The following is a 22,609-nucleotide window of genomic DNA, read 5'->3' as shown; positions in this document are numbered from 1 at the left end:
ACAAGGGGTGTGCCGTAGGGCACAATTCGCTGTCATTGCGGGGGAGTTGTTCTCAGCGCGGCGGCCGGGATCCAGACAGGGTCCTTCGAGGGTCGCCATCCGATCGGGTCGTGGGGAAGGCGGGCGTCGGACATGGCGGTACAGGAGGCGAGACAGGGCACGGAGTCGAGCAGGGGCCCGGGCACGCACGACGGGGGCTGTACCTGCGGGGACTGCCCGCACGGGGCCCGCGCGGGGCACCGGCGAGCGGTGGCGGAGTTCCTGGTGCAGCGGGACGGGTTCGCGGCCGGACACGGCCTGCCGGCCGCCGTCGCCCACTCCGTCTCGGCCTCCCGCCAGTGGGTCTCCGAGGAGCTCACCCAGTCCGCGGAACTCGTCGCCGAACGCGGCCGCGCCGAGGGCGAGGCCTGGCTGTCCCGCCTGTGGCTCCGCACGGCGGTCACCGTGTGGGTGTCGGTCGTGGCGCTGTTGCTGGTGCAGTCCCTGACCGCCATCGGTGCGGGCTGGACCGACGCCCGCACCGCCGGACTCCTCGCCGCGCTGGTCGTGGCCGGCGCGCTGACCGCCGCCTCCTGGTTCCACCGGGCGCGCGGCGGAGCCCTCGCCCCCGTGATCGGCGAGGACAACCGCCTCTCCACCTCCCGCGCGGTCGCCGTCGGCTGGGTGCTGCTCGTGGCCTACGCGGTGCTGGTCCTGGTGGGCCGGCTCGCCGCCGCCTCCGGCCACGCCGAACGCGACGCGCTGCTCGCCGGGCTCGATCTGTCCCGCGGCGCCGGTGTGGTGACCGTCCTCGCCGTCGTCTGCGGGATCGCCGTGCTGGTGCGCCGGGTGGTCGGCCTGCGGGTCCTCGGCCAGCGGCTCCAGAAGGTCCGCGCCCACCGCCCCCGGGCCGCCGACCTGCTGACCGACGACGCCGGCCGCGGTACCTTCGCCGACATCCAGTACGTCGTGATCTGTGCCGTCGCCCTGGCCTTCGCCGCGGTCCGGCTGGCCCGCCGCCCCGACCAGTTGCCCGACCTCCCCTGGGGCCTGGCGGTCGTGGTCCTGGTCTCGGCCGCGACCTACCTCGCCGGCAAGTACGCCGAGGGCGGCCGTCCCGTCATCCTCTCCGTCGTCCGCTCCCGCGAGGCCGGCGACCTCGACGCCCCGATCCGCACCGGCGACGACATCGAGATCCGCGGCGCCGGATTCGTCCCGCCCGGCGCCCAGACCGCCGACCGGCTCTCCCGCATGGTCGTCCGCATCGGCCCGGTCCATGTCCACGTCCCCCTCGTGCCGGTCACCGGCGGCTTCAGCAACCCCACCGACGCCGTCCTCACCGTCCCCGTCCCGGCGGACGTGGAACCGGGCCGGGTGGACGTACAGGTCGTCACGGCCGCGGGTGCGGAGACGAACCGGTACGCCATCGACGTCACGGACTGAGCCGGGCCGGACTGAGCCGGGCCGGAATGAACCGGACTGGCCCGAACCGGATCGAACCGGGCTGATCCGGTGGGGCTCCGGTGGGGTGGGCCTCGTACTCGCGTGGGCCGACGGGCCGGAGTGAATCGGTCGAGCGAAGTGAACCAGTGGTGCCGAGAGCTCGTACAGACAGTTGAGCGCACCCCCCATTTCGTACGTATGGTCTGTTGAGGGTCCCACCACTGCGGGCGAGAGGCGGCTACGGGCGATGACTCACGGCATGCGGACGGATACCTATCCCCCCTATCTGGACGGTGGCGGCCGCGACTGGCGGGACACCGCCACCCGTTACGCCCTCCTTCCCTTGCGTATCTTCCTGGGCGTCACCTTCATCTACGCCGGCCTCGACAAACTCACCGACGGTGCCTTCCTGAAGGACAGCGGCGCCGGTTCGATCGGCGACACCATGCGCGCCGTCCGTGACTCCTCGGCCATCCCGGCCCTGGTCGACATGGCCCTGAAGAGCCCCGTCGGCTTCGGCTACGCGATGGCCTTCGGCGAACTCGCCGTCGGTATCGGCGCCCTGCTGGGCGTCCTCACCCGGCTCGCCGCGCTCGGTGGCGCGCTGATCTCGCTCAGCCTGTGGCTCACGGTGAGCTGGGCCTCGGACCCGTACTACTACGGCAACGACCTCGCCTACCTGATGGCCTGGCTGCCCCTGGTTCTCGCCGGCGCCCCCGTCCTTTCCCTCGACGCCGCCTGGCGCTCCAGGCGGCGAGAGCGAGCCGGGACCCGAGCCAGGTAGGCCCTACGCCCGGCCACCGGCCCCACCGACGCGTGGACCAGGCCGTCAGCCCGTCCGCCCGTCCTTTGGTGAGCCGGTCGGCCGGTCCTTCAGTGAGCCGGTCGCCGGTCAGCCCGTCTGCCTGCCCCTCCGCCGGTCAGCCCGTCCGCCCCCGCCGGTGAGGCCGTCAGTCGATCGGGACCACCCCGGCCGGGTCCGGGCCGGTCCCGGCCGGGGTGGTCCTGCGGGACGGGCTTCGCCGTCGGCGTATGCTCCTCGCTACGACGCCCGTCGCGCCCGCCAGACAGAGTCCGGCCGTGACGACCGGGATCACCACGAACCACGGCGTCTCCCATAGCCCGCCCGCGTCACCTGCGTAGATGACGCCCGCGAGGGTGAAGAAGACGCCGGCGACCAGCCTGCCTGGCCGGAACTCATGACGCAGCACGGGCCACCTCCGCCTGTCCCACGCCGACCTGGAGGTCGAGGTCGATGGTCCCGGCGTCCTTGCCACCCGAGGCCGGCGACAGGGTCACCTCCTTGTGCTTGCCCGGCTGCACATCCACATCCTTCTCGTCGTCGCCCGGCAGCTGGATGTCTCCCAGCCCCACGTCGATCCTCACCTTCACGGTCACGTCCGGCGGGACGATCACCCGCAGTCGGCCCGCCCCCACCTCCGCATTGGTGCTCACCGTCTGTCCCTTCGCGATGTCGAGCCGGGACAGGTCCAGGGTGCCGTCCCCGGTGCCCAGGTCGTAGTCCGTCCGTATGTCCGCCACCGCCGCCGGCTGCCACACCGTGTCGATCCAGTGCGTCCCGATGTCCTTGGGCAGGACGGCCGTACCGGCCAGCAGGCCCGCCGTGACGATCGCCAGGAACACCGACCCCGCACCGGTCCGCCCCAGGAACGAGCTGACCGCGATACCCACGCCGAGCACGATGAGCGCGGCTGCGAGCCCCGCCTGCAGGCTGGTGCCGAGCGGGTGGTCGTCCCAGGTGAGCCGGGTGACGAGGCCGGCCGCGACAGCGGCGAGCAGGAAGAGCCAGCCGCCGATCCAGCGAGGGCCGCGCGGTCCGGTGTACGGCCTGTGCGGGGCCCGTATGTCCTCGGGGCGTCGCGTATGGCCGACCAGGTCGACGTCGATGGTCGCCGTGATGTCCCGGGCTCGGGCGTCCCAGGGGCCCCAGAGATAGCCCGTACCGCCGTCGTGGGTGCCGTCCTTGACGATGGGGTCGCGCCACCAGGAGGGGTAGGCGGAGGGGACGGGCGGTGCCTGGGCCTCCGGCGGGGCGTCGGCCACGGCCTGCGCGGCCAGCGGGTCGGGATCCGAGGAGTCCCGGTGCCGTGACCAGTAGCCGGCGCCCGCGAGGAGGAAGGAGACGACGACGGCGAAGGTCAGCACGCTGCCGTTGTTCAGCATCGACAGGAACACCCCGCAGCCGACCAGCGCGAACAGCACGGCCGCGAGAGCCTGGCCGTCGACCCGGCCGGTCAGGAGTTTGCGCACCTCGTTCTGCTCGTCGTCGGAGTAGGGGACGAAGAGCCAGGCGAAGCCGTAGAAGATGAGGCCGAGGCCGCCGGTCGCGGAGAGCACGGCGAGCGTGATCCGGAAGATCACCGGATCCATGTCGCACTGCCGCCCGAGGCCCGCGCACACCCCGGCGAGCACCTTGTGCTCGCGGTCCCGCCGGAACCTGGCCGGAGGACCGACCCCTTCGGTCGCTTGCGGTGCCCGGGGGCCACCCGGTCCCTGGCCTCTGCCCGGCCTCTGGTTTCCACCGGGCCTCTGGCTTCCGCCTGCCCCCTGGCTTGCTCCCGACCCCTGGCCTGCCCCCGGACCTTGGCTTGCTCCCGGGCCCGGACCATCTCCCTGCCCTCGGTTTCCTTCCGGCGAACCGTGGTCGGATTCCGTCCCGCCGTTGGTTTCCGCGCCGCCGATGCGGGCCGCCGCCGCGGCGGCGGTCGCGGCCTCGGTGGCCGCCTCGACCACTGTCCTGTCCTCCGCGTCCGTGCCGGCGTGCGTGCCTGCGTCGGGGCCCTCCGACGGGCCGCGTCCTGCACCCTCTCCCTGTTTCTCGTGCGCGCCCGCCCGCTCGTGCGCGCGAGGGTTCTCACCCGCGGCGCCCCGGGCGCCGGAGGACGGGGCGGCCGCGTCGGGCGCGGTGCCCCCGTCGGGCACGGCGTCCGCGGCGTGCTGGTGATCTGTCATGAGTCCATGGTGGCGGGCGAGCCGCCCTCGCGGCAGTCGGAATGACCCTGGTCGGACCCTGATATCGGCCCTGATCCGGGGCGGGGGAGGCGTTCGACCGGCGAGGGTCCCGGAGATCAGGGGCGTCTCGGGGGCGAACCCTGATGCCCGGGACCGGCGGCCGTGTGACCATCGTTGGCATGCCGGAAGCCGCAGCAGTGCCACTCGTCGAACCGCGGCCGCCGCGCAAGCTCTACCGCAGCAGTGACGGACGCTGGCTCGGGGGCGTGGCGCGGGGGCTCGCCGGGCATCTCGGGCTGCCCGTGGTGTGGGTGCGGCTCGTCTTCGCCGGCCTGTTCATGGCGGACGGTCTCGGCGCCCTGCTGTACGCGGCCTTCTGGTTCTTCGTGCCGCTCGGGGTCGGCGGGGTCGGCGGGCAGAAGCCCCCGGCGCTCGTCGGCACCGAGACCGCGCCCGACGGCCGTCGCAGGCTCGTCGCCCGCAAACCGGACAAGGGGCAGATCGTCGCGCTGCTCCTCATGGTCGTCGTCGCCATGGTCTTCGTGGGCAACGTGAATCTGGGCAGTGGCGCCAAGGCGTATCTGCTGCCCGCCGTCCTCGTCGGCGCGGGCGTCGCCCTCGTCTGGCGCCAGGCGGACAACGCGCGCCGGGCCCGCTGGGTGGAGGTCGGCCGCAGACGCCGTACGCTCACGCTTCTGCGCGCGGGCGCCGGCGTCCTGCTCGTCACAGCCGGCGTCTCCGGCATCTTCGTCCTCCAGGGCTCCGCCGCCCACCTCGGCTCCGTGCTCCAGGCGGCCCTCGCCGTCCTCGTCGGTATCACGCTCCTCGCCGGTCCCTACCTGGTCCGAATGACCCAGGACCTCTCCGAGGAGCGCCTGATGCGCATCCGGGCCCAGGAGCGCGCGGAGGTCGCCGCACACGTCCACGACTCGGTGCTGCACACCCTGACCCTGATCCAGCGCAACGCGGAGAACGCCGGGGAGGTGCGCCGCCTCGCCCGCGCCCAGGAGCGCGACCTGCGCACCTGGCTCTACAAACCCGAGGGCACCGGCAAGGAGGAGGCCGACGAGCCGACCACGGTCGCCGACGCGGTGCGGCGCAACGCAGCCGAGGTCGAGGACAAGCACGGCGTCCCCATCGAGGTCGTGGTCGTCGGTGACTGCCCGCTCGACGAGCGGGTCGGGGCACAGATGCAGGCCGCGCGTGAGGCGATGGTGAACGCGGCCAAGTACGGTGGCGAGGGCGGCGCCGTGCAGGTCTACGCCGAAGTCGAGGGCAGGACGGTCTTCGTGTCCGTCCGGGACCGCGGACCCGGCTTCGACCTCGACTCGATACCCGCCGACCGCATGGGCGTCAGAGAATCGATCATCGGCCGCATGGAGCGCCACGGGGGCACGGCGCGACTGCGGGCCGTCCCGGACGGCGGCACGGAGGTCGAACTGGAGATGGAGAGGGCGGAGAAGACGTCATGAGCGACCCGACCGACACGAACAGCACAGGGGGAGCGGCGGAGGCGGCCGAGCCGGCGCAGTCCTCCGGCGATGGCACGGGCGGGCGCCATGTGCGCGTGGTCCTCGTCGACGACCACCGCATGTTCCGTACGGGAGTGCAGGCCGAGATCGGCCAGACCGAGCAGACCGGCGTCGAGGTCGTCGGTGAGGCGGCGGACGTCGACCAGGCGGTCACGGTGATCACCGCGACCCGGCCCGAGGTGGTCCTCCTCGACGTCCATCTGCCGGGCGGCGGAGGGGTCGAAGTGCTGCGCCGCTGCGCTCCGTTGATGGCCGACGCCGAGCAGCCGGTGCGCTTCCTCGCCCTGTCCGTGTCGGACGCGGCGGAGGACGTCATCGGGGTCATCAGGGGCGGCGCCCGGGGGTATGTCACCAAGACGATCACCGGCACCGACCTCGTGAACTCCATCTTCCGGGTGCAGGAGGGCGACGCCGTGTTCTCGCCGCGGCTCGCCGGGTTCGTGCTCGACGCCTTCGCCTCGACGGACGCCCCGCCGGTCGACGAGGACCTGGACCGTCTCACCCAGCGCGAGCGCGAGGTGCTGCGGCTCATCGCCCGGGGCTATGCCTACAAGGAGATCGCCAAGCAGCTCTTCATCTCCGTCAAGACGGTCGAGTCGCATGTCTCGGCGGTGCTGCGCAAGCTTCAGCTGTCCAACCGGCACGAGCTGACCCGCTGGGCGACGGCACGACGGCTGGTGTGAGGGACGGGCTGTCTCACAGGGGCGGGGCTCACACGGGCGATCTCACAACGGGCTGTCTCACACGACGCGTGTCGCGCCCGCGAACGGCATCTCGTCGATGGGCGCCACGCGCACCGGAGCCGACGGGTTCGGTGCGTGGATCATCTGGCCGTCGCCGATGTAGAGGCCGACATGGGTGATGCCGGAGTAGAAGAACACCAGGTCGCCCGGGAGGAGTTCGGAGCGGGAGACCCGCTGTCCGGCCCCGATCTGGGCGTAGGTGGTGCGGGGCAGGGAGACGCCGGCGGAGCGGTACGAGGCGAGGACCAGGCCCGAGCAGTCGAAGGCGTTCGGTCCGGTCGCGCCCCACACATAGGGGCTGCCGAGCTTGGAGTAGGCGTAGGAAACGGCGTCCGCGGCACGGGAGTTGGGGGCTCGGTCGGTGGAGGCGGAGGTGGCGGTTCCGGGGGCCTGGAGGCCGTCGCGTCCGTCTGCCGAGGAGCGTGAGGCGCGGCCGCTCGCGGTGCCGCCGCTCGTTCCCTCGCCGATACGGGACCGATCCGCCGCCGTCAGCTGGTTCAGCAGGTGGCGCGCCGCGTCGAGTTTGCCGGTGATCGTCTTCTTGTGGGTCTTCAGCTCGGCCTGGCGCGTCTTGAGCGAGGTCAGTTCGACACGCGCGGCGCCGCGCAACTGCTCGATCTCCCGCAGCTGTCTGCGTACCTGGGTGACGGCGGCGGACTGGCGGTCCCCGGCCCGTTCGGCGAAGGCGGCGCCGTCGAGGTAGCGGTCGGGGTCGTCGGAGAGGGCCAGTTGCACGGCCGGGTCGAGTCCGGTGCTGCGGTACTGCGCCGCCGCCATCGAACCCAGCGTCTCCCGTGCCGTGTTGAGCTTCTCCTCCTTGCGCGCCGCCTCGTCCCGCAGGCCCTCCAGCCGCTGCTCGGCCGCCGTCGCCTTCTCCCGGGCGCCGTTGTACTTCTCGGTGGCTTCCTCCGCCTCCTGGTAGAGCTTCGCCACCTTCGCCTTGACCTGGACCGGAGTCAGGTTCGGTTCGGCCTGTCCGGTCCCGTCGAAGGCCGTCGCCGTCGCGGCGCCCGCGAGAGCGAGGGTGAACGCCGTGCGGGCCGTCTGGCCGCCGAGCGAGCGCTGTCGGGGCTTGCGGTGCGCTGCCACGTGGGACTGCACGTCCTTTCGTACGACCGCCTCGTCCGTCCGTACAGCTACCGGAGAGCCGTCGTGGGAGCGGACGGACGGCCCCGGGGGGCGGTTGACGCGTCCGGCGACGGCCCGCACAGGGGGAGCGGGACGCCGCCGGACCTTCTCGGCGGTGGTGGCCGACTGCCGCCCCTGGCCCGGGCGGCGGTGGGGAGCCGGTCACCTGGGGGAGGACGCTAGGCCCGGCTGTGACGGTTGGGTAACGCGAAGTGCGGAAGTGACTCGTGGGGACCGTGGCGTGATCACAAATGCCCGGTAATCCGGACCGGGCCGTCGGGTTCGCGCGGTGCGCTGACCGAAACGGCGATTTCGAGACACGCGAAAGGGGCCGGGTGCTATGGGACGCATATATGCGGCTTGAGACATGGTGGAGAGCTGCTGTCGTGACACCTGCACGGCGGAATAGCATCCGGCCTCATGGACTTACTCATTCATCTTTTCGTCGGCCTGCACATCATCGGCATCGCCGCGCTCCTGGGCGGCTACCTCACGCAGTTGAAGGCAATGGGCGGCCAGGGCACGGCCCGATTCAGCCCACTGATGCTCCGCGGCGCGGCGGCCATGCTGGGCACCGGTGTGGTCCTGGTCGCCCTCAACCGGGCGGACGACCAGGACGTCGACAACGCCAAGATCGGCGTGAAGATGGCTCTGCTGATCGTCATCCTCGCCCTCGTCTACATGAAGCGGGACGAAGAGGCGGTGAAGAAACCGCTGTTCGCCCTGGTCGGGCTGCTCACCCTGGCGAACATCTTCATCGCGGTGCTCTGGACCTGAGGGAAGCGCGGGCCGCGGCCAGGGCCGCCACGGCGACGACCAGCCAGGCTGCCACCGCGACCCACAGGAGCACCTGCCCGAACCCCTTCAGCGACGGCACGTCGACAGCGGCGGCGACGGACAGGGTCGCCGCCGCCGTCATGCCCATCGGGAACACGGTCGCCCAGCGGCACATGTCGTAGCGCGGCCGCGGCCACCGCACCTCGGCGACGAGCAGGACGGCGTACCAGGCCAGGGCGAGCACCAGCAGCGCCATGGTCACCGTGCGCAGGACGCCGGTGTCGTCGGCGTTCCACAGGTACAGGCCCCCGTCGTCGGCCGCGAGGAGGCCCGCCCCCGCCAGCGCCGAGATGGCGAGCGCGCCGCCCGCCACCCACTGGTCGCCGGCGCCCTCGGCCACCTGCCGCAGGTCGAAGAGGGCCAGGGCGACGCCGTAGAGCACGAGCCCGAGCCAGAACAGCACGAGCGCGGTGTGCGCGAGCCAGGCCACAGCCTCCGCCTCGGCGAGGACCGCTCCCTGCACGGCGAGCCCCTGGGTGGCCACACAGCACAGGAACACCACCCCCGGCATGCCCCGCCGCCACTGCCGGACGACGGTCACGAGCAGCACGGGCCACAGCACCGCCGCCAGCGCCAGCAGCGCCTCGGCGAGGGTGTGCCGGCCGAGCGTGGAGACCCGGGTGCCGAGCACGGTCGTCGCCGCCACCGCGTTCAGCGCCCCGGGCGTGCCCGCCTCCGTCAGCCACCGCTCGCGCTTGCGCACCAGCCGTACGACGAAGTCCGCCGCCAGCGCCACCCACGCGACGCCCGCCATGACCAGGGTGACGCGGGACAGGACGTCGTATCCCGTCAGGTGCAGCCCGATCGACACGATGCCGGTCGCCATGACCGCGGCGCCCGCCGCCGGTGGCCGCTGCGTCCACCAGACGCGGAGCGGGGAGCCCGGGGAAGGGGCCGGCGACGGGAGGGCGGGGGAGCCTGGCATGCGGCCGATGCTAAGGAGCACGGCGCGCCGCGGAAGCGGGGCACGCGCGTGGGCGCGCAGAAATGCGCGCGGGTGCCGGGCGCGGGGCGTGCGCGCGGGGCGGTCCCGCCGGCGGCCCGCCTCCGGGGCAGGGGCGGGGGCATGGGCAGGGGCAGCGGTGGAGGCGGGGGTGAGTGTGCCGGGGGTGTGCGCACGTCCGGGGTGGGGTGCAGGGGTGCGGTGGGTCATGTCGCTCGAGGACGAAGCCCCACGCGCGCGTGGCCCCGCGTGTTCCCCTGCGTCCCACGCGCGCGTGGCCCCCGCGTACGTGTCCCCTGCGTCCCACGCGTGCGGGCCCTGCTTGTCCTATGCACACGTGACCCCTGCGTTCCACGCGCGCGTGTCGCCTGGGTCCCGGGTGCCCTGTGTCCTGTGTCCTCAGGCCGGGCGGACGACGCTGTGGATGGCCGACTCGCCGTCGTAGAAGACGGACTCCTCGCGGACGTACGCGCCCGGCTTCGGGGCGTGGATCATCATGCCGTTGCCGATGTAGACGCCGACGTGGCTGACGTCGTCGTAGAAGAAGATCAGGTCGCCGGGCCGGGCGTCGGCGAGCGAGACCGTGGTGCCCGCGTTGACCTGGTCGTAGGTGGTGCGCGGGAGGGTGACGCCGGCGGCCTTCCACACGGCCTGGGTGAGGCCCGAGCAGTCGTAGGAGTCGGGGCCCGTGGCACCCCAGACGTACGGCTTGCCGATCTGCGCGCGGGCGAAGGCGAGCGCCTTCTCGGCCTTGGTGGCGTACGCGGGGTTCTCGGAGGGGGCGGGGGCGGGGGCGGTCGAGGACGACCCCGTGGCCGCCGACGCGCCGCCGCTCTCCTGCTGGGCCGCGGCCTGCTCCGCCGCCTGCTGCCGGGCGAGCTCCGCCGCCTTGCGCGCGGCCTCTTCCTGGCGCTGCTTCTCGATCGCCGCGAGGCGCGCCTTCTCCTGGGCCGTGAGCCGGGACAGCAGCTCGCGCGCGGCAGCGAGCTTCTTCTGGACGGTGGCCTTGGCGATCTTCAGGTCGTGCTGCGCGTCGGTGAGCGTCGCGAGGCTCTCGGTGGCCTCCTGGCGCTGCTTCATCGTCGCGGACTGCTCGGTGACGTAGTCGTCGACCGCACCCTTCTGGCGGCCGGTCAGCCGGCTCATCAGCTGGTTCTGGTCGAAGTAGTCCTGCGGGGTGTCCGCGAGCAGGAAGGCTGCCGTGTCGGGCGCGGAGGCGCCGGTGCGGTACTGGGCCGCGGCGTAGGAGCCCAGTTCCTCCCGCGCCTCGTTGAGCTTCTGGGTGCGCTGGGCGACGTCGTCCATGAGGCCGTCGGTGCGCTTGCGCTGCTTGGTCGTCTTCTCCTTGGCGGCGTTGTACTTCTCGGTCGCCGACTCCGCCTGGCGGTAGAGGTCGTCGACCTTCTTCTCGACCTCCTCCAGACTCGGCTTGCCGTCGTCCGACGGAGCGGCGTTCGCCGTCTGGGAGAGCAGGGCCACGGACGTGAGGGCGGCGGTGGCGAGGGCGGGGGTGCGTATCCCCGCCACGCGCGCGCCCGCGGAGCGCGGCTTGCGGTGCTGCGACGCCAAGGGAGGCGACTCCTTCCAGTGCTCCGCCTGCCGGGTCAGCGGTGGGGTCTCTCCCAGGCTGGTCGGGCACTGGGGGAGGGTTCGGGCAGGTGTGTCGGAAGGGTTGCCCTACGGCCCGCCCCCGGAAGGGCGTTGGGCCGATTCACCCCGAGGTCTCGGTGACTCCCCGGTTCCGTCGGCGTGAGCGGACGCGGCGGACTCGGCGGAGGCCGTGCGGTCCGGCGGGGTTCGCCGGTGGGGGTCGTACGGCCTTTCGGCACGGTAGCCAACTCGTGTGGTCCGTGTGAAGGTTGATGGGCGATATGCCCGATACATTTTCGTGACCTTTGGCCGGAAGTCGGCGTCGCGGTGGTGCGGGTCGCGGATCGTGACAGGGGTGCCCCGGAGGGTGAGGGCGGGAGATGTTCCCGGGACGGCGGCCGGTTGTCAGTGGCGCCCCCTAGACTCGGAGAGCGATGAGCAGCCTCTTTGACGACAGCTTCCTGGCGAACCTCCAGGGCCCCCGCGCCCACGAGGAGGAACCCCCGCCACCGCCCGAGGACGATCACGGACCGGAGTCGGTTCCGGACGATCTGTTCGGCGGGAAGTTCGACGTGCCCCCGGACCGGGACACCCACTACCGCGACGGCGCCCCGCGCCCCGTCCTGGACGCGGCCGCGCTCCTGGAGGGGCTGAACGAAAACCAGCGCGCCGCCGTCACCCACGCGGGCTCCCCGCTGCTCATCGTGGCCGGCGCCGGCTCCGGCAAGACGCGCGTGCTCACCCACCGCATCGCCCACCTGCTGGCCGAGCGGCATGTGCACCCGGGGCAGATCCTCGCGATCACCTTCACCAACAAGGCCGCGGGCGAGATGAAGGAGCGCGTCGAAGCGCTCGTCGGCCCGCGCGCCAACGCGATGTGGGTGATGACCTTCCACAGCTCGTGCGTGCGCATCCTGCGCCGCGAGAGCAAGCGGCTCGGCTTCACCTCGTCGTTCTCGATCTACGACGCGGCCGACTCCAAGCGTCTGATGGCCCTGGTCTGCCGCGATCTGGACCTCGACCCCAAGCGCTACCCGCCCAAGTCCTTCAGCGCCAAGATCAGCAACCTGAAGAACGAGCTGATCGACGAGGAGGACTTCGCCGCCCAGGCCGCCGACGGCTTCGAGAAGACCCTCGCCCAGGCCTATGCCATGTACCAGTCCCGGCTGCGCGAGGCGAACGCGCTGGACTTCGACGACCTGATCATGACGACGGTCAATCTGCTGCGCGCCTTCCCGGACGTGGCCGAGCACTACCGCCGCCGGTTCCGTCACGTCCTGGTCGACGAGTACCAGGACACCAACCACGCCCAGTACGCCCTCGTGCGCGAGCTGGTCGGCACCTCCGAGCACCCCGTCGACGTGCCCCCGGGCGAGTACGACGTACCGCCGGCCGAGCTCTGCGTCGTCGGTGACGCCGACCAGTCGATCTACGCCTTCCGCGGCGCGACGATCCGCAACATCCTCCAGTTCGAGGAGGACTACCCGGACGCGACGACGATCCTGCTGGAGCAGAACTACCGCTCCACACAGACGATCCTGTCCGCCGCCAACGCCGTCATCGAGCGCAACGAGTCCCGCCGCCCCAAGAACCTGTGGACCAACGCGGGCGCGGGCGCGCGCATCACCGGCTACGTCGCCGACACCGAGCACGACGAGGCGCAGTTCGTCGCCGACGAGATAGACCGACTGACGGACGCGGGCGACGCGAAGGCGGGCGATGTCGCCGTCTTCTACCGCACCAACGCCCAGTCCCGTGTCTTCGAAGAGATCTTCATCCGCGTCGGCCTGCCCTACAAGGTCGTCGGCGGGGTCCGCTTCTACGAGCGCAAGGAGGTCCGGGACGTCCTGGCCTACCTGCGCGTGCTGGCCAATCCGGAGGACTCGGTGCCGCTGCGCCGGATCCTCAACGTGCCGAAGCGGGGCATCGGCGACCGCGCCGAGGCGATGATCGACGCCCTTTCCCAGCGCGAGAAGATCAGCTTCCCGCAGGCCCTGAAGCGCGTCGACGAGGCGTACGGCATGGCCTCGCGGTCGACGAACGCCGTGAAGCGGTTCAACGCGCTGATGGAGGAGCTCCGCACGATCGTCGAGTCGGGCGCCGCTCCGGCGATGGTCCTGGAGGCCGTGCTGGAACGCACCGGCTACCTCGCCGAGTTGCAGGCCTCCACCGACCCGCAGGACGAGACCCGGATCGAGAACCTCCAGGAACTCGCCGCGGTCGCTCTGGAGTTCGAGCAGGAGACCGGCGAGGCGGAGGGCGACGGTACGACGCCGGCCGGGCTCTCCGCATTCCTGGAGCGGGTCGCCCTGGTCGCCGACTCCGACCAGATCCCCGACGAGGACGACGGCTCGGGCGTCATCACCCTGATGACCCTGCACACCGCCAAGGGCCTCGAGTTCCCGGTCGTCTTCCTCACCGGCATGGAGGACGGCGTCTTCCCGCACATGCGCGCCCTCGGCCAGACGAAGGAGCTCGAGGAGGAGCGCCGCCTGGCCTACGTCGGGATCACCCGCGCGCGGGAGCGGCTCTACCTGACGCGCTCCGCGCTGCGCAGCGCCTGGGGGCAGCCGTCGTACAACCCGCCCTCCCGGTTCCTGGAGGAGATCCCGCCGACGCATGTGGACTGGAAGCGGACGGGGGCTACCGCGCCCGTGTCCTCCGGTCCCGTCTCGGGTGTGGCGGCCTCGCTGTCCTCGTCCCGCTCGCGTTCCTCGGCCGCGGGCGCGTCCGGCTTCGCGACCCGCCGGTCCGCCGACAAGCCGGTGGTCACGCTGGCCGTCGGCGACCGCGTCACCCACGACCAGTTCGGTCTCGGCACGGTCGTCGGCGTCAAGGGCACGGGCGCGAACGCGGAGGCGACGGTCGACTTCGGCGACATCAAGCCGAAGCGGCTGCTGCTGCGGTACGCGCCGGTGGAGAAGCTGTAGCGGGCGGGGCCGCGCCCGCGCTCGTGACTGTGCGCATGCAGTGAGCCCCCGCTTCGGGGGCGGGGGCTCACTGCACGCGCTGACGGCGAGCGGTCGTCCTCACGCTCGGGCTCACGTCGGGTCGAGCGTCTACGTCGGGTTGAGATCGTGGCTGCGCAGCCACGGCAGCGGGTCGATCGCGGAGCCTCCCGCGGGCCGGACCTCGAAGTGCAGGTGCGGGCCGGTGGAGTTGCCGGAGTTGCCGGAGTACGCGATCGGGTCGCCGGCCTTGACCGTCGTACCGGAGGAGACGCGGTAGCTGGAGAGGTGGCAGTACCAGGTCTCCGTGCCGTCCTTCGCCGTCACGATCATCATGTTGCCGTAGGCGCTGTTCCACTGCGTCCGTACGGTGCCGTCGGTCGCCGCCATCACGGTCGTGCCGTAGGAGACGGGGAAGTCGATACCGGTGTGCTGGGACATCCAGTTGATGCCGGCCTGGCCGAAGTAGGCGCTGAGGCCGTGCTGCGCGACCGGGAGGGCGTACTTGGGGCGCAAGCGCTCCTTGCGGGCCGCCTCGGCCGCCGCCTTCTTCTTCTCGGCTTCCTGCTGCGTCTTGAGGTCGATACGTTCCTGCGTCCGGCTGGCCCGGTCGGCGAAGTCGTCGGCCCCGGCGCTGAGGGTCTCGAGCTGGGCGTCCAGCTTGTTGTTCGCGGCGGACGGTTTCACCGGCTGCGCGTCCGAGGCGGAGGCCGTGGTGTCCTTGTCGTCGCCGCCGGTCAGCGTGCCGACCGAGGCCGCGGCGATCCCGGCGACCCCCATCACACAGGCCGAGGGCACGGCCACGGTCAGCAGCGCGGAGCGCTTCGCGGGCATCCGGCGCCGGGAACGGCTCGCGTTACGGGCGGCCGCCCGCCCGCCCGGCGCGGGGGCCGGGGCCGCCTCCTCCTGGTCGTCGAGGAGGAGCAGCGGGGTGTCGTCGGACAACTCGCCTTCGGCCGGGGTGTGTTCGTCGAGCCCGACCTGTTCGAAGGTGGCCGTGGCCTGCTGGTCGAACGGGACTTCGGCCTGCTGCTCGTGCTCGTCGGAGGCCTGCTGGGCGCCCTCGCCGCTGTCGGAGTTCCACTGCGTGGCGTCGTAGGCGCCGGTGTCGAAGGCCTGCGTGCCCCATTCCCACTGCTGGGTCTGGTCGGCGGGGCTCACGGACTGGTCGGGCTGGAGCCAGGCGCTCGCGTCCCACTGTCCGCTGACATCCGGTGCCGTTGCCTGCTGCGGGACGGCGTTCAGTTGCTGGTGGTGATCCGTGGACCAGGCGGTGGCGTCGTACGCGCCCGTGTCGTAGGCGGCGTGGTGCTGGGCCGCGTACCCGTCGTAGTTCAAGGTCTGGTGACTGCCCGTGTCCGGGGCCTGGTGGCCGCCGGTGCCCCACTGGGTGTTGTCGTACGTGCCGGTCGTGGAGGCCGTGCCGTCGCCCGGCAGTTCACCGAAGAGCGGGTCGGCCGGCGTGAAGTGGCCGGTGGCGTGGGCGCCGGCGTCGAATGCGCCGGTCTCGTAGCCGTGGTGCGTGGTGAAGCCGTCGTACTGGGCTTCCTGGGTGCCGTACGACGCGTAGTGCGCCGAAGCGGCGTCGGAAGCCGGGGTCGGGGTGGTCATGATCCCCGACGGGTGACGGTCGTTCACCAACTTCTCTTTCGCCGACAACAGGGGCTGCCAGAGCAGTGCGGCGACTGTACCCGGCAGTACGCGGGCACGACAATCTTCCGCAGGTTTCGTGCCTGCGGGAAAGGGGCATTCGGCCGTGTTTCGGGGGACGGCGGGCGCGGGTTTGGCCCTATGTTCGAATGGCGTTCGATATCGGACGGCGCTCGAAGGGCGGTTGAAGGGCGCTCGAAGGGTGGTCGGACGGTCGTCAGGGGCGGCGGCGGGGTGTCGCTGAGGGCGTGGTCAGGCCACGGTGAGGCCGTCGGCCTGGGTGTCTGTGCGAGCGCCGGCGGACGCTCCCGTAGGTGCCGTGTCGAGGGCCTGCCGTATGCCGGTGGCGACCGCCGGGTGGACGGGCAGGGCGAGGTGGCCGATCCCGGTCACCCGGACGTTCTGTACCAACAGGTCGGGATGGTCGACGCAGGCGGACTCCAGGGGGTCCATGAGGTGGTCGAGGTCGCTCCAGAAGCTGACGAACTGCGTACGGCAGCCCGGCGCCGGCAGGGAGAGTTCCTCGATCAGCTCGGAACCCGGGCGCATCTGGCGCACGATCGGGTGCGCGTTCGCGAGCGGCGCCACCCGGGTGCCGGAGTGCGGGGTGCCCAGCGTGACCAGTGTCCTGACCCGGCCGTCACCGCCCAGCCGCTGCACGTAGTAGCGGGCGATGAGCCCGCCCAGGCTGTGTCCGACCACGTCGACCTGCGCGCTGCCGGTGCGCTCGCAGATCTCCTCCACGTGCCGGCCGAGCAGCTCGGCGGCCGTCCGGATGTCGCAGGTCAGGGGGGAGTAGTTGAGCGACTCCACCCGGTGCCTGCCGTGCTGGGCGAGGCTGCGGCGCAGCAGGACGAACACGGAACGGTTGTCGATGAACCCGTGCAGCAGGACGACCGGGAGCGGGGCCTTGGTCGGCAGCTGTGCCGGGTCCTCGGCGCCGGCCGCCCTGGGCAGCGCGGGGCGGGCCGTGGCGCGGCGCTCCTGGGCGATGCCGGAGGGATAGAGGAGCAGGTGGCCCGCGAGGATCGCGAGATCCAGGGCGGTCGCCTTGAGGAGCGTCAGCGACAGCCCGGCCAGTCTGCTCGGCAGGCCGGGAAGTCCGGGGAGTCCTGGGAGGTTCGGCAGGCTCGGGAGGCTGGAGAGGTTCAGGATGCCCGGAAGGGTCCGCATGTCCGGCAGCAGACGCTGGCACAGCGGAAGAAAGGGCTGAAGTGCCCGGGTGACCTTCATGGCCGACCTCCTGTCGGCACGCTGAGGACTTCTCTGTCCCCCGTGTGCCCTCGTGGAAGTCGCGGTGGAGGAGGTCGAGCGGGCACGGCAGGGAGTGGGACGGGCGCGGCCTGGCGTGCGGGGCGTGTACGGCTTGTGTGACACCCGTTACACCGATGACGACAAGGAGCCCTGCCGGTCTGGCGACGAGGCTCCCCGCTGTCGTGCCTTACCTGTCCTACGTGCCCATCGTGCCTTCCGTTGCGCCGTACCGCCACGCCAGCGGCCTGTGGCGTGGCGGTACGGCGACCTCGTTGCGGCTCCCGGTGCGCCTGTTCCCCCGTGGCGCGGGGGATCGGTGCGCGGTGAAAGTGTCCCTTCGTGTGATTTCCCCCTCGGTCGACACCGTGAAACTGCCGGTTGCGGGATGCTGGCGATAACGTTCGTTCACTTCCCCGGGCGGTCTGGCACGGGGTGTCCGTGCCGTTGAGGATGGACGTAGTCGCTTCATGGAGGCAGTGATGGGTGTGGCAGCCGGTCCGATCCGCGTGGTGGTGGCCAAGCCGGGGCTCGACGGCCACGATCGCGGGGCCAAGGTGATCGCGCGGGCGCTGCGTGACGCCGGTATGGAGGTCATCTACACCGGGCTCCACCAGACGCCCGAGCAGATCGTCGGCACGGCGATCCAGGAGGACGCCGACGCGATCGGTCTGTCCATCCTGTCCGGGGCGCACAACACGCTCTTCGCCGCGGTGATCGAGCTGCTGAAGGAGCGGGACGCGGCGGACATCCTGGTGTTCGGCGGGGGCATCATCCCGGAGGCGGACATCGCGCCGTTGAAGGAGAAGGGGGTCGCGGAGATCTTCACGCCGGGGGCGACCACCGCTTCGATCGTCGACTGGGTCCGGGCGAACGTGCGGCAGCCTGCCGGCGCCTGAGCGGTTGTGGTGCGGGTGGCTTTGGGCGGGCCTTCCCCGGGGGCGCTGCCCCCAGACCCCGGTCGGCCCTGAACGGGCCTCGTCCTCAATCGCCGGACGGGCTGGACAGGTGGGCCGCGTTCCCGAGGTGCCGGGCGGGCTGGATGGTGTGGGCCGGCGGTCCTGAGGTGCCGGGTGGGCTGGATGGTGTGGGCCGGGTTCTGAGTCGCCGGGCGGGATTGATGGTGCCGGGTGGTGGGTCCTGGGTGCCGTTTCTAGGGGTTGAGTTCCGCTGTCATCACCGCCCGCAGGCGCAGGGTCCTGCCCAGTCGTTGGAATGCCTCCGCCCAGTAGCCGCCGGCGCCCGGGGAGGCGTCCTCCGGTTCGTCCGGGACTGCCAGGAGGGCGTCCAGGCGGGTTGCCTCCTCGGGGTCGAGGCAACGTTCGGCCAGGCCCATCACGCCACTGAAGCTCCAGGGGTAACTGCCCGCGTCCCGGGCGATGTTGAGCGCGTCCACGACGGCACGGCCGAGCGGCGTGGCCCAGGGCACGGGGCACACGCCGAGCAGTTGGAACGCCTCCGAGAGGCCGTGGGCGGAGATGAAACCGGCGACCCACTCGGCTCGTTCGGCCACCGGAAGCGTGCCCAGCAGTTTGGCCCGTTCGGCGAGGGAGACCGCGCCCGGCCCGCCCGCGCCCGGCGCCGACGGCACCCCGAGCAGGGCCCGTGACCAGTCGGCGTCGCGCTGCCGGACGGCGGCCCGGCACCACGCCGCGTGCAGTTCGCCGAGCCAGTCGTCGGCGACCGGCAACGCCACGATCTGCTCCGGCGTACGGCCGCCCAGGCGCGCCGGCCAGGTGACGAGCGGGGCCGCCTCCACGAGTTGGCCGAACCACCAGGACCGCTCACCCCGGCCGGGCGGCGCCTTCGCCGACACACCGTCGCGCTCCATGCCCGCGTCGCACTCGTGCGGGGCCTCCACGAGGAGCGTCGGGGTGTCCAGGGTGTGGTCGACGGCCACGCACGCGCCGGCCCGGACCGCCATCCGCGCGGCGAGCGCCGAACCCGGCAGCGCCGAGAGCAACTCCGCGGCGGTGGCCCGCACATTGCGGCTCCGGTCGGTCAGGGCCTGTTCCAGGAAGGGCTCGTCCCGTGGGCCGAGGCCGGTGCGCAGTGAGTCGAGGAACATCAGCCGGTCCTCGGCACGCTCCGTCGACCAGGACGCGGCCAGCAGTTCGCGGGCCGCGTCGGGGTCGCGGAAGCGGATCGACGCCAGGAGGGCCACCCGCTCGGCGAACAGGCCTTCCTGCCAGAGCTTTTCGGCGCGTTCGGTCTCCGTGGGGCCCGGCAGCGAGGTGCCGCCGCCCGGTGTCGCGCGCAGCGCGAACCGCCAGTCGGGGTTGAGCCGGGCCAGCCACAGGGCGCGCGGTCCGGCGAACTCCAGCGCCGCCGGGCGCAGGTCCGTACGTCCGCGCGCCGCGTCGAGCAGCGCGGGCAGGGACTCGGCGGGCGCGGCGAACCCGCGGGCGTTCACCGCCGTCAGCCACTGGGGCAGCAGCTCCATGAGATCCGGTGCGGTGCCTCTGCGGCCGCCGGGGCCGGTGCCGGGGCGGTCGGCCAGCAGGAAGGCGAGCCGGCGGGCCGCCGCGACGGGCAACGGCGGACGGGGATCCTCGGCTGCGGGCGCCGGCCGAGGGGCAGCCCGGCCCGGGCGCAGGCCGGCCCGTCGGCGTACGGTCTCGGCGGCCGCCGCGTCCAAGAGCGCGGCCGGCGCGGCCCGGCCGGGGGCCGCGCCCGGGGGCGTACGGCGATCCGTGCCGAGGAGGGCGGTGGTGACCAGGTCCTCCCAGGCGGGCGGCGGCGGGAGGGGCGGGGTGGCGTTCATGAGACTCCCTTCTGTTGCCGTCGGCGTGGTGGTTGTCGCGCCCGGTGCGGCTGTTGTCGCTGTTGCGGGGTGTCGGTTCAGCACAGGCGTACCGCTTCTCCCGGGGCCGTCGGCCAGGCTGTCAGCGGGGTGAAGCCACGATGGCCGCATTCGCCGAAGACCGTGACGGGGGCGCCGCCCGAGAGGGCCACGAGGCACCACAGGCCGGGGCGCGAGACTGCGGCGGGGGTGAGCGGCAGCGCCGTGTCGCCCTCGGCGTCCGCCAGTTGCCAGGAGTCGCCGTCCGGGGTCGGTATGACGTGGTCCAGCGTCACCGGGACAGAGTCCTGCCAGGGGTCGTGGCGCAGGGTCTCGCCGTAGCGGGCGGTCGCCTCGGTCGTCGTCATGCCGGGGGGACGGGTTCCGGTGAGGACGGGTGGGGCGAACTGCTCGCCGAGGGAGACCCGTTGTCGTCCCGCGCCCGAGTGTGCCGACACCTCGGCGTCCAGGGCGAGGCCGACGGGCAGCGTGAGCTCCGGTGCGCGGCCCGCGGCGCCGTAGGAGAGCAGGAGAGCCGTGCGGCCCGAGGCGGTGCCGTACAACCAGATGCGGCGGGTCGTCAGTTTCGGGTCCGGCGTGTCGTACTGGGCGAGCACCAGCCAGTGGTCGCGGACCGGCGGGCCCGTCGGGGAGGTCGGCAGACCCACACGGGCGCGGACCGTCGCAGCCAGGGCCTCCGGCAGTCGCTCACGGTGCAACCAGCCCTGGTCGAGGAGATGGAGCAGCGCGCACTCCTCCAGCAACCGCACCGGCCAGTCCGGCGCGGACCCCGGAACCGCCCCCAACTCCCTCACCCGAGCGGCCAGGCCGGGTGCCTGTGCGTCGACCATGCGGGCCGCCGTCTCCTCCCACAGCGCGTACCCCGACTGCTCGGCGGTGGCCAGGCCCGAGCGCAGGAGATCGGCGAGCCGCTCCTCCAGCTCCGTCGCCCCCGCGGTGATCCGCTCGGCGCGTCGCTCGGCCCTGCGGCGCGCCCCTTCCGGATCGGCGGGGCCGGACCCGGACCCCGTGGGGCCGGCCTCCCGCTGCTCCCGCGCACGCCTGCGTCCCGCGATCCACCGCTCGGCCCAGTCCGGTGCCCTCCCCGCCGGCGTCGCCCCCTCGCCGCCCGACCAGAGCAGCAGCAGCCCGAGCGCGTGCTTGCACGGGAACTTACGGCTCGGACAGCTGCACCGGTACGCCGGGCCGGTCCCGTCCGCGGTGTCGACGACCGTCCGGTACGGCGTGCCGCCGCTGCCCTCGCACAGGCCCCATACCGCCCCCTCCCGCGAACTGCCCGTGCCCGACCACGGATCGGCCGTGCCGAGTTTGCTTCCCGCTTTGCGTGACGTGGAGTCAGGCGCCAGTGCCAGCACCTGGTCCGCCGTCCAGCGCACCCCCTGCTGAGTCATGACATCGAAGGTAGATCCCACCACTGACAATCGGGTCGGCGAGCGCCCGCCGACCGTCGTCCGGCCGTCCGTCGCGGGTGGTCGGGAGGACGTTTTCGCAGGTCGGATCGCATTGTCAGTGGCGTGGTGCACGGTGGACACCAGATGCCGAACCGGCCGAGCTGGAGGGGGCCTCAGCCATGTCCGTGTCCGTAGATCCCACGACAGATCCGACGTCCGTGCAACCGAGTGGGAACGAGCCGGCGGAAGCATTGCGTCCGCACGCCGAGGACGCCTTCGCGGCCGAACTCACCGCGCTGGCCGCGCAGGACGACCGTCCGCGCCCGGCCCGCTGGAGGCTGTCGCCGTGGGCCGTCGCCACCTATCTCCTCGGCGGCGTCCTGCCGGACGGCACAGTGATCTCACCGAAGTACGTGGGCCCGCGCCGCCTCGTCGAGGTCGCGGTGTCCACCCTCGCCACCGACCGCGCCCTGCTGCTCCTCGGCGTCCCGGGCACCGCCAAGACCTGGGTCTCCGAGCACCTGGCGGCGGCGGTCAGCGGTGACTCGACGCTACTGGTGCAGGGCACCGCGGGCACGCCCGAGGAGGCGATCCGCTACGGCTGGAACTACGCGCAGCTGCTCGCCCACGGGCCGAGCCGGGGCGCTCTGGTGCCCAGCCCCGTCATGCGGGCCATGGCGGAGGGGGCGACGGTGCGGGTGGAGGAGCTGACCCGGATCCCGGCGGATGTGCAGGACAGCCTCATCACCATCCTGTCCGAGAAGACACTGCCGATACCGGAGTTGGGGCAGGAGGTACAGGCGGTCCGCGGGTTCAGCCTCATCGCCACGGCCAACGACCGCGACCGCGGGGTCAACGAGCTGTCCAGCGCCCTGCGCCGCCGCTTCAACACGGTGGTGCTGCCGTTGCCCGAGAGCGTCGAGGCCGAGGTGGACATCGTCGCCCGGCGCGTCGACCAGATCGGCCGCTCCCTCGACCTGCCGGCCGCTCCCGACGGCATCGACGAGATCCGCCGGGTGGTGACGGTCTTCCGCGAACTGCGCGCGGGCGTCACCTCCGACGGGCGTACGAAGGTGAAGTCGCCGAGCGGCACGCTGTCCACCGCCGAGGCCATCTCCGTCGTCACCGGCGGTCTCGCCCTGGCCGCGCACTTCGGCGACGGCGTGCTGCGGGCGGGGGACGTGGCCGCGGGCGTCCTCGGCGCCGTCGTCCGCGATCCGGCGGCCGACCGGGTCGTCTGGCAGGAGTACCTGGAGGCGGTCGTCCGGGAACGGGCCGGCTGGACGGACTTCTACCGGGCCTGCCGGGAGGTGAGCGCGTGAACGGGAGCGACGCAAGCGAGGGGAACGAGGAGATCCGGGCGTGGACCCGCGGAGCGTGGAGGGTGGCTGTGGACGA

17 protein-coding genes are annotated in these 22,609 nt (G+C 72.5%); 8 read left to right on the top strand and 9 right to left on the bottom strand.

Features of this window, described 5'->3' with window-relative positions:
* Window positions 1–132: 132 nt before the first annotated feature.
* Window positions 133–1,422, top strand: coding sequence for a hypothetical protein (locus ACFVYS_RS25215; protein WP_362268672.1), 1,290 nt, complete (start codon window positions 133–135; stop codon window positions 1,420–1,422).
* A 247-nt stretch (window positions 1,423–1,669) separates the two neighbouring features.
* Complete coding sequence (locus ACFVYS_RS25210; RefSeq protein WP_389505425.1) at window positions 1,670–2,206, top strand: DoxX family protein; 537 nt, start codon at window positions 1,670–1,672, stop codon at window positions 2,204–2,206.
* 166 nt (window positions 2,207–2,372) lie between these two features.
* Here the strand turns inward: ACFVYS_RS25210 and ACFVYS_RS25205 are convergent, their stop codons facing one another.
* Together ACFVYS_RS25205 and ACFVYS_RS25200 are read right to left on the bottom strand one after the other, a co-directional pair.
* Window positions 2,373–2,633: a hypothetical protein gene (locus tag ACFVYS_RS25205; RefSeq protein ID WP_389505423.1), complete on the bottom strand. Its 261-nt coding sequence runs from the start codon at window positions 2,631–2,633 to the stop codon at window positions 2,373–2,375.
* Window positions 2,620–4,125 carry a PspC domain-containing protein gene (locus ACFVYS_RS25200; RefSeq protein ID WP_389505486.1) on the bottom strand — a complete coding sequence of 502 codons (1,506 nt, stop codon included), beginning with the start codon at window positions 4,123–4,125 and terminating at the stop codon, window positions 2,620–2,622. The genes ACFVYS_RS25205 and ACFVYS_RS25200 overlap by 14 nt, the downstream gene beginning before the upstream one ends.
* A 413-nt stretch (window positions 4,126–4,538) precedes the next feature.
* Between ACFVYS_RS25200 and ACFVYS_RS25195 the strand changes: the two genes are divergently transcribed.
* On the top strand, window positions 4,539–5,867 hold the full coding sequence (locus ACFVYS_RS25195) for a PspC domain-containing protein (RefSeq protein WP_389505422.1): 1,329 nt from the start codon (window positions 4,539–4,541) through the stop codon (window positions 5,865–5,867).
* Entirely contained in the window at window positions 5,864–6,610 is a 747-nt protein-coding gene (locus ACFVYS_RS25190) for a LuxR C-terminal-related transcriptional regulator (RefSeq protein ID WP_389505420.1), read from the top strand. Before ACFVYS_RS25195 ends, ACFVYS_RS25190 begins: the two co-directional genes overlap by 4 nt.
* A gap of 57 nt (window positions 6,611–6,667) precedes the next feature.
* On the opposite strand, the gene ACFVYS_RS25185 is transcribed toward ACFVYS_RS25190, so the two are convergent.
* Window positions 6,668–7,759, bottom strand: a complete 1,092-nt coding sequence (locus ACFVYS_RS25185; protein WP_389505419.1) for an NlpC/P60 family protein — start codon at window positions 7,757–7,759, stop codon at window positions 6,668–6,670.
* A gap of 459 nt (window positions 7,760–8,218) precedes the next feature.
* On the opposite strand from ACFVYS_RS25185, the gene ACFVYS_RS25180 reads away from it, so the two are divergent.
* The gene (locus ACFVYS_RS25180) at window positions 8,219–8,575 is read left to right on the top strand and encodes a hypothetical protein (RefSeq protein ID WP_389505417.1); all 357 of its coding nucleotides are present in this window, start codon (window positions 8,219–8,221) and stop codon (window positions 8,573–8,575) included.
* Here the strand turns inward: ACFVYS_RS25180 and ACFVYS_RS25175 are convergent.
* On the bottom strand, window positions 8,553–9,560 hold the full coding sequence (locus ACFVYS_RS25175) for a tellurite resistance/C4-dicarboxylate transporter family protein (RefSeq protein ID WP_389505415.1): 1,008 nt from the start codon (window positions 9,558–9,560) through the stop codon (window positions 8,553–8,555). The two genes, ACFVYS_RS25180 and ACFVYS_RS25175, sit on opposite strands and share 23 nt — an antisense overlap.
* Window positions 9,561–9,977: 417 nt before the next feature.
* Window positions 9,978–11,147 carry an NlpC/P60 family protein gene (locus ACFVYS_RS25170; protein WP_389505413.1) on the bottom strand — a complete coding sequence of 390 codons (1,170 nt, stop codon included), beginning with the start codon at window positions 11,145–11,147 and terminating at the stop codon, window positions 9,978–9,980.
* A gap of 455 nt (window positions 11,148–11,602) precedes the next feature.
* Here ACFVYS_RS25170 and pcrA point away from each other — a divergent pair, with 455 nt between their 5' ends.
* Window positions 11,603–14,098: a DNA helicase PcrA gene (pcrA, locus tag ACFVYS_RS25165; RefSeq protein ID WP_389505411.1), complete on the top strand. Its 2,496-nt coding sequence runs from the start codon at window positions 11,603–11,605 to the stop codon at window positions 14,096–14,098.
* 129 nt (window positions 14,099–14,227) lie between these two features.
* On the opposite strand, the gene ACFVYS_RS25160 is transcribed toward pcrA, so the two are convergent.
* Both ACFVYS_RS25160 and ACFVYS_RS25155 read right to left on the bottom strand, forming a co-directional pair.
* On the bottom strand, window positions 14,228–15,754 hold the full coding sequence (locus tag ACFVYS_RS25160) for a M23 family metallopeptidase (protein WP_389505409.1): 1,527 nt from the start codon (window positions 15,752–15,754) through the stop codon (window positions 14,228–14,230).
* Window positions 15,755–16,018: 264 nt separating this feature from the next.
* Complete coding sequence (locus tag ACFVYS_RS25155; protein WP_389505407.1) at window positions 16,019–16,999, bottom strand: esterase/lipase family protein; 981 nt, start codon at window positions 16,997–16,999, stop codon at window positions 16,019–16,021.
* Window positions 17,000–17,499: 500 nt separating this feature from the next.
* On the opposite strand from ACFVYS_RS25155, the gene ACFVYS_RS25150 reads away from it, so the two are divergent.
* Window positions 17,500–17,916: a cobalamin B12-binding domain-containing protein gene (locus ACFVYS_RS25150; protein ID WP_020132112.1), complete on the top strand. Its 417-nt coding sequence runs from the start codon at window positions 17,500–17,502 to the stop codon at window positions 17,914–17,916.
* 254 nt (window positions 17,917–18,170) lie between these two features.
* On the opposite strand, the gene ACFVYS_RS25145 is transcribed toward ACFVYS_RS25150, so the two are convergent.
* Together ACFVYS_RS25145 and ACFVYS_RS25140 are read right to left on the bottom strand one after the other, a co-directional pair.
* Entirely contained in the window at window positions 18,171–19,781 is a 1,611-nt protein-coding gene (locus ACFVYS_RS25145) for a DUF5691 domain-containing protein (RefSeq protein ID WP_389505405.1), read from the bottom strand.
* A 77-nt stretch (window positions 19,782–19,858) separates the two neighbouring features.
* On the bottom strand, window positions 19,859–21,211 hold the full coding sequence (locus ACFVYS_RS25140; RefSeq protein ID WP_389505403.1) for an SWIM zinc finger family protein: 1,353 nt from the start codon (window positions 21,209–21,211) through the stop codon (window positions 19,859–19,861).
* Between the two features lie 179 nt (window positions 21,212–21,390).
* On the opposite strand from ACFVYS_RS25140, the gene ACFVYS_RS25135 reads away from it, so the two are divergent.
* Complete coding sequence (locus ACFVYS_RS25135) at window positions 21,391–22,533, top strand: AAA family ATPase (protein ID WP_389505402.1); 1,143 nt, start codon at window positions 21,391–21,393, stop codon at window positions 22,531–22,533.
* Window positions 22,534–22,609: the final 76 nt, after the last annotated feature.

Origin of the sequence: Streptomyces sp. NPDC058295, from assembly GCF_042880655.1 — a bacterium.
Taxonomy (GTDB): domain Bacteria; phylum Actinomycetota; class Actinomycetes; order Streptomycetales; family Streptomycetaceae; genus Streptomyces; species Streptomyces coriariae.
Note: the sequence above shows the minus strand (reverse complement) of the source record. Positions and strands in the feature narration are given on the sequence as shown.

What these genes read in the sequence shown, in the direction of transcription:
- ACFVYS_RS25190 (WP_389505420.1), top strand. Translation starts at nt 5,864, where the DNA reads ATGAGCGACCCGACCGACACGAACAGCACAGGGGGAGCGGCGGAGGCG.
- ACFVYS_RS25210 (WP_389505425.1), top strand. Translation starts at nt 1,670, where the DNA reads ATGACTCACGGCATGCGGACGGATACCTATCCCCCCTATCTGGACGGT.
- ACFVYS_RS25155 (WP_389505407.1), bottom strand. Translation starts at nt 16,999, where the DNA reads ATGAAGGTCACCCGGGCACTTCAGCCCTTTCTTCCGCTGTGCCAGCGT.
- ACFVYS_RS25215 (WP_362268672.1), top strand. Translation starts at nt 133, where the DNA reads ATGGCGGTACAGGAGGCGAGACAGGGCACGGAGTCGAGCAGGGGCCCG.
- ACFVYS_RS25145 (WP_389505405.1), bottom strand. Translation starts at nt 19,781, where the DNA reads ATGAACGCCACCCCGCCCCTCCCGCCGCCGCCCGCCTGGGAGGACCTG.
- ACFVYS_RS25175 (WP_389505415.1), bottom strand. Translation starts at nt 9,560, where the DNA reads ATGCCAGGCTCCCCCGCCCTCCCGTCGCCGGCCCCTTCCCCGGGCTCC.
- ACFVYS_RS25150 (WP_020132112.1), top strand. Translation starts at nt 17,500, where the DNA reads ATGGGTGTGGCAGCCGGTCCGATCCGCGTGGTGGTGGCCAAGCCGGGG.
- ACFVYS_RS25180 (WP_389505417.1), top strand. Translation starts at nt 8,219, where the DNA reads ATGGACTTACTCATTCATCTTTTCGTCGGCCTGCACATCATCGGCATC.
- pcrA (WP_389505411.1), top strand. Translation starts at nt 11,603, where the DNA reads ATGAGCAGCCTCTTTGACGACAGCTTCCTGGCGAACCTCCAGGGCCCC.
- ACFVYS_RS25135 (WP_389505402.1), top strand. Translation starts at nt 21,391, where the DNA reads ATGTCCGTGTCCGTAGATCCCACGACAGATCCGACGTCCGTGCAACCG.
- ACFVYS_RS25140 (WP_389505403.1), bottom strand. Translation starts at nt 21,211, where the DNA reads ATGACTCAGCAGGGGGTGCGCTGGACGGCGGACCAGGTGCTGGCACTG.
- ACFVYS_RS25195 (WP_389505422.1), top strand. Translation starts at nt 4,539, where the DNA reads ATGCCCGGGACCGGCGGCCGTGTGACCATCGTTGGCATGCCGGAAGCC.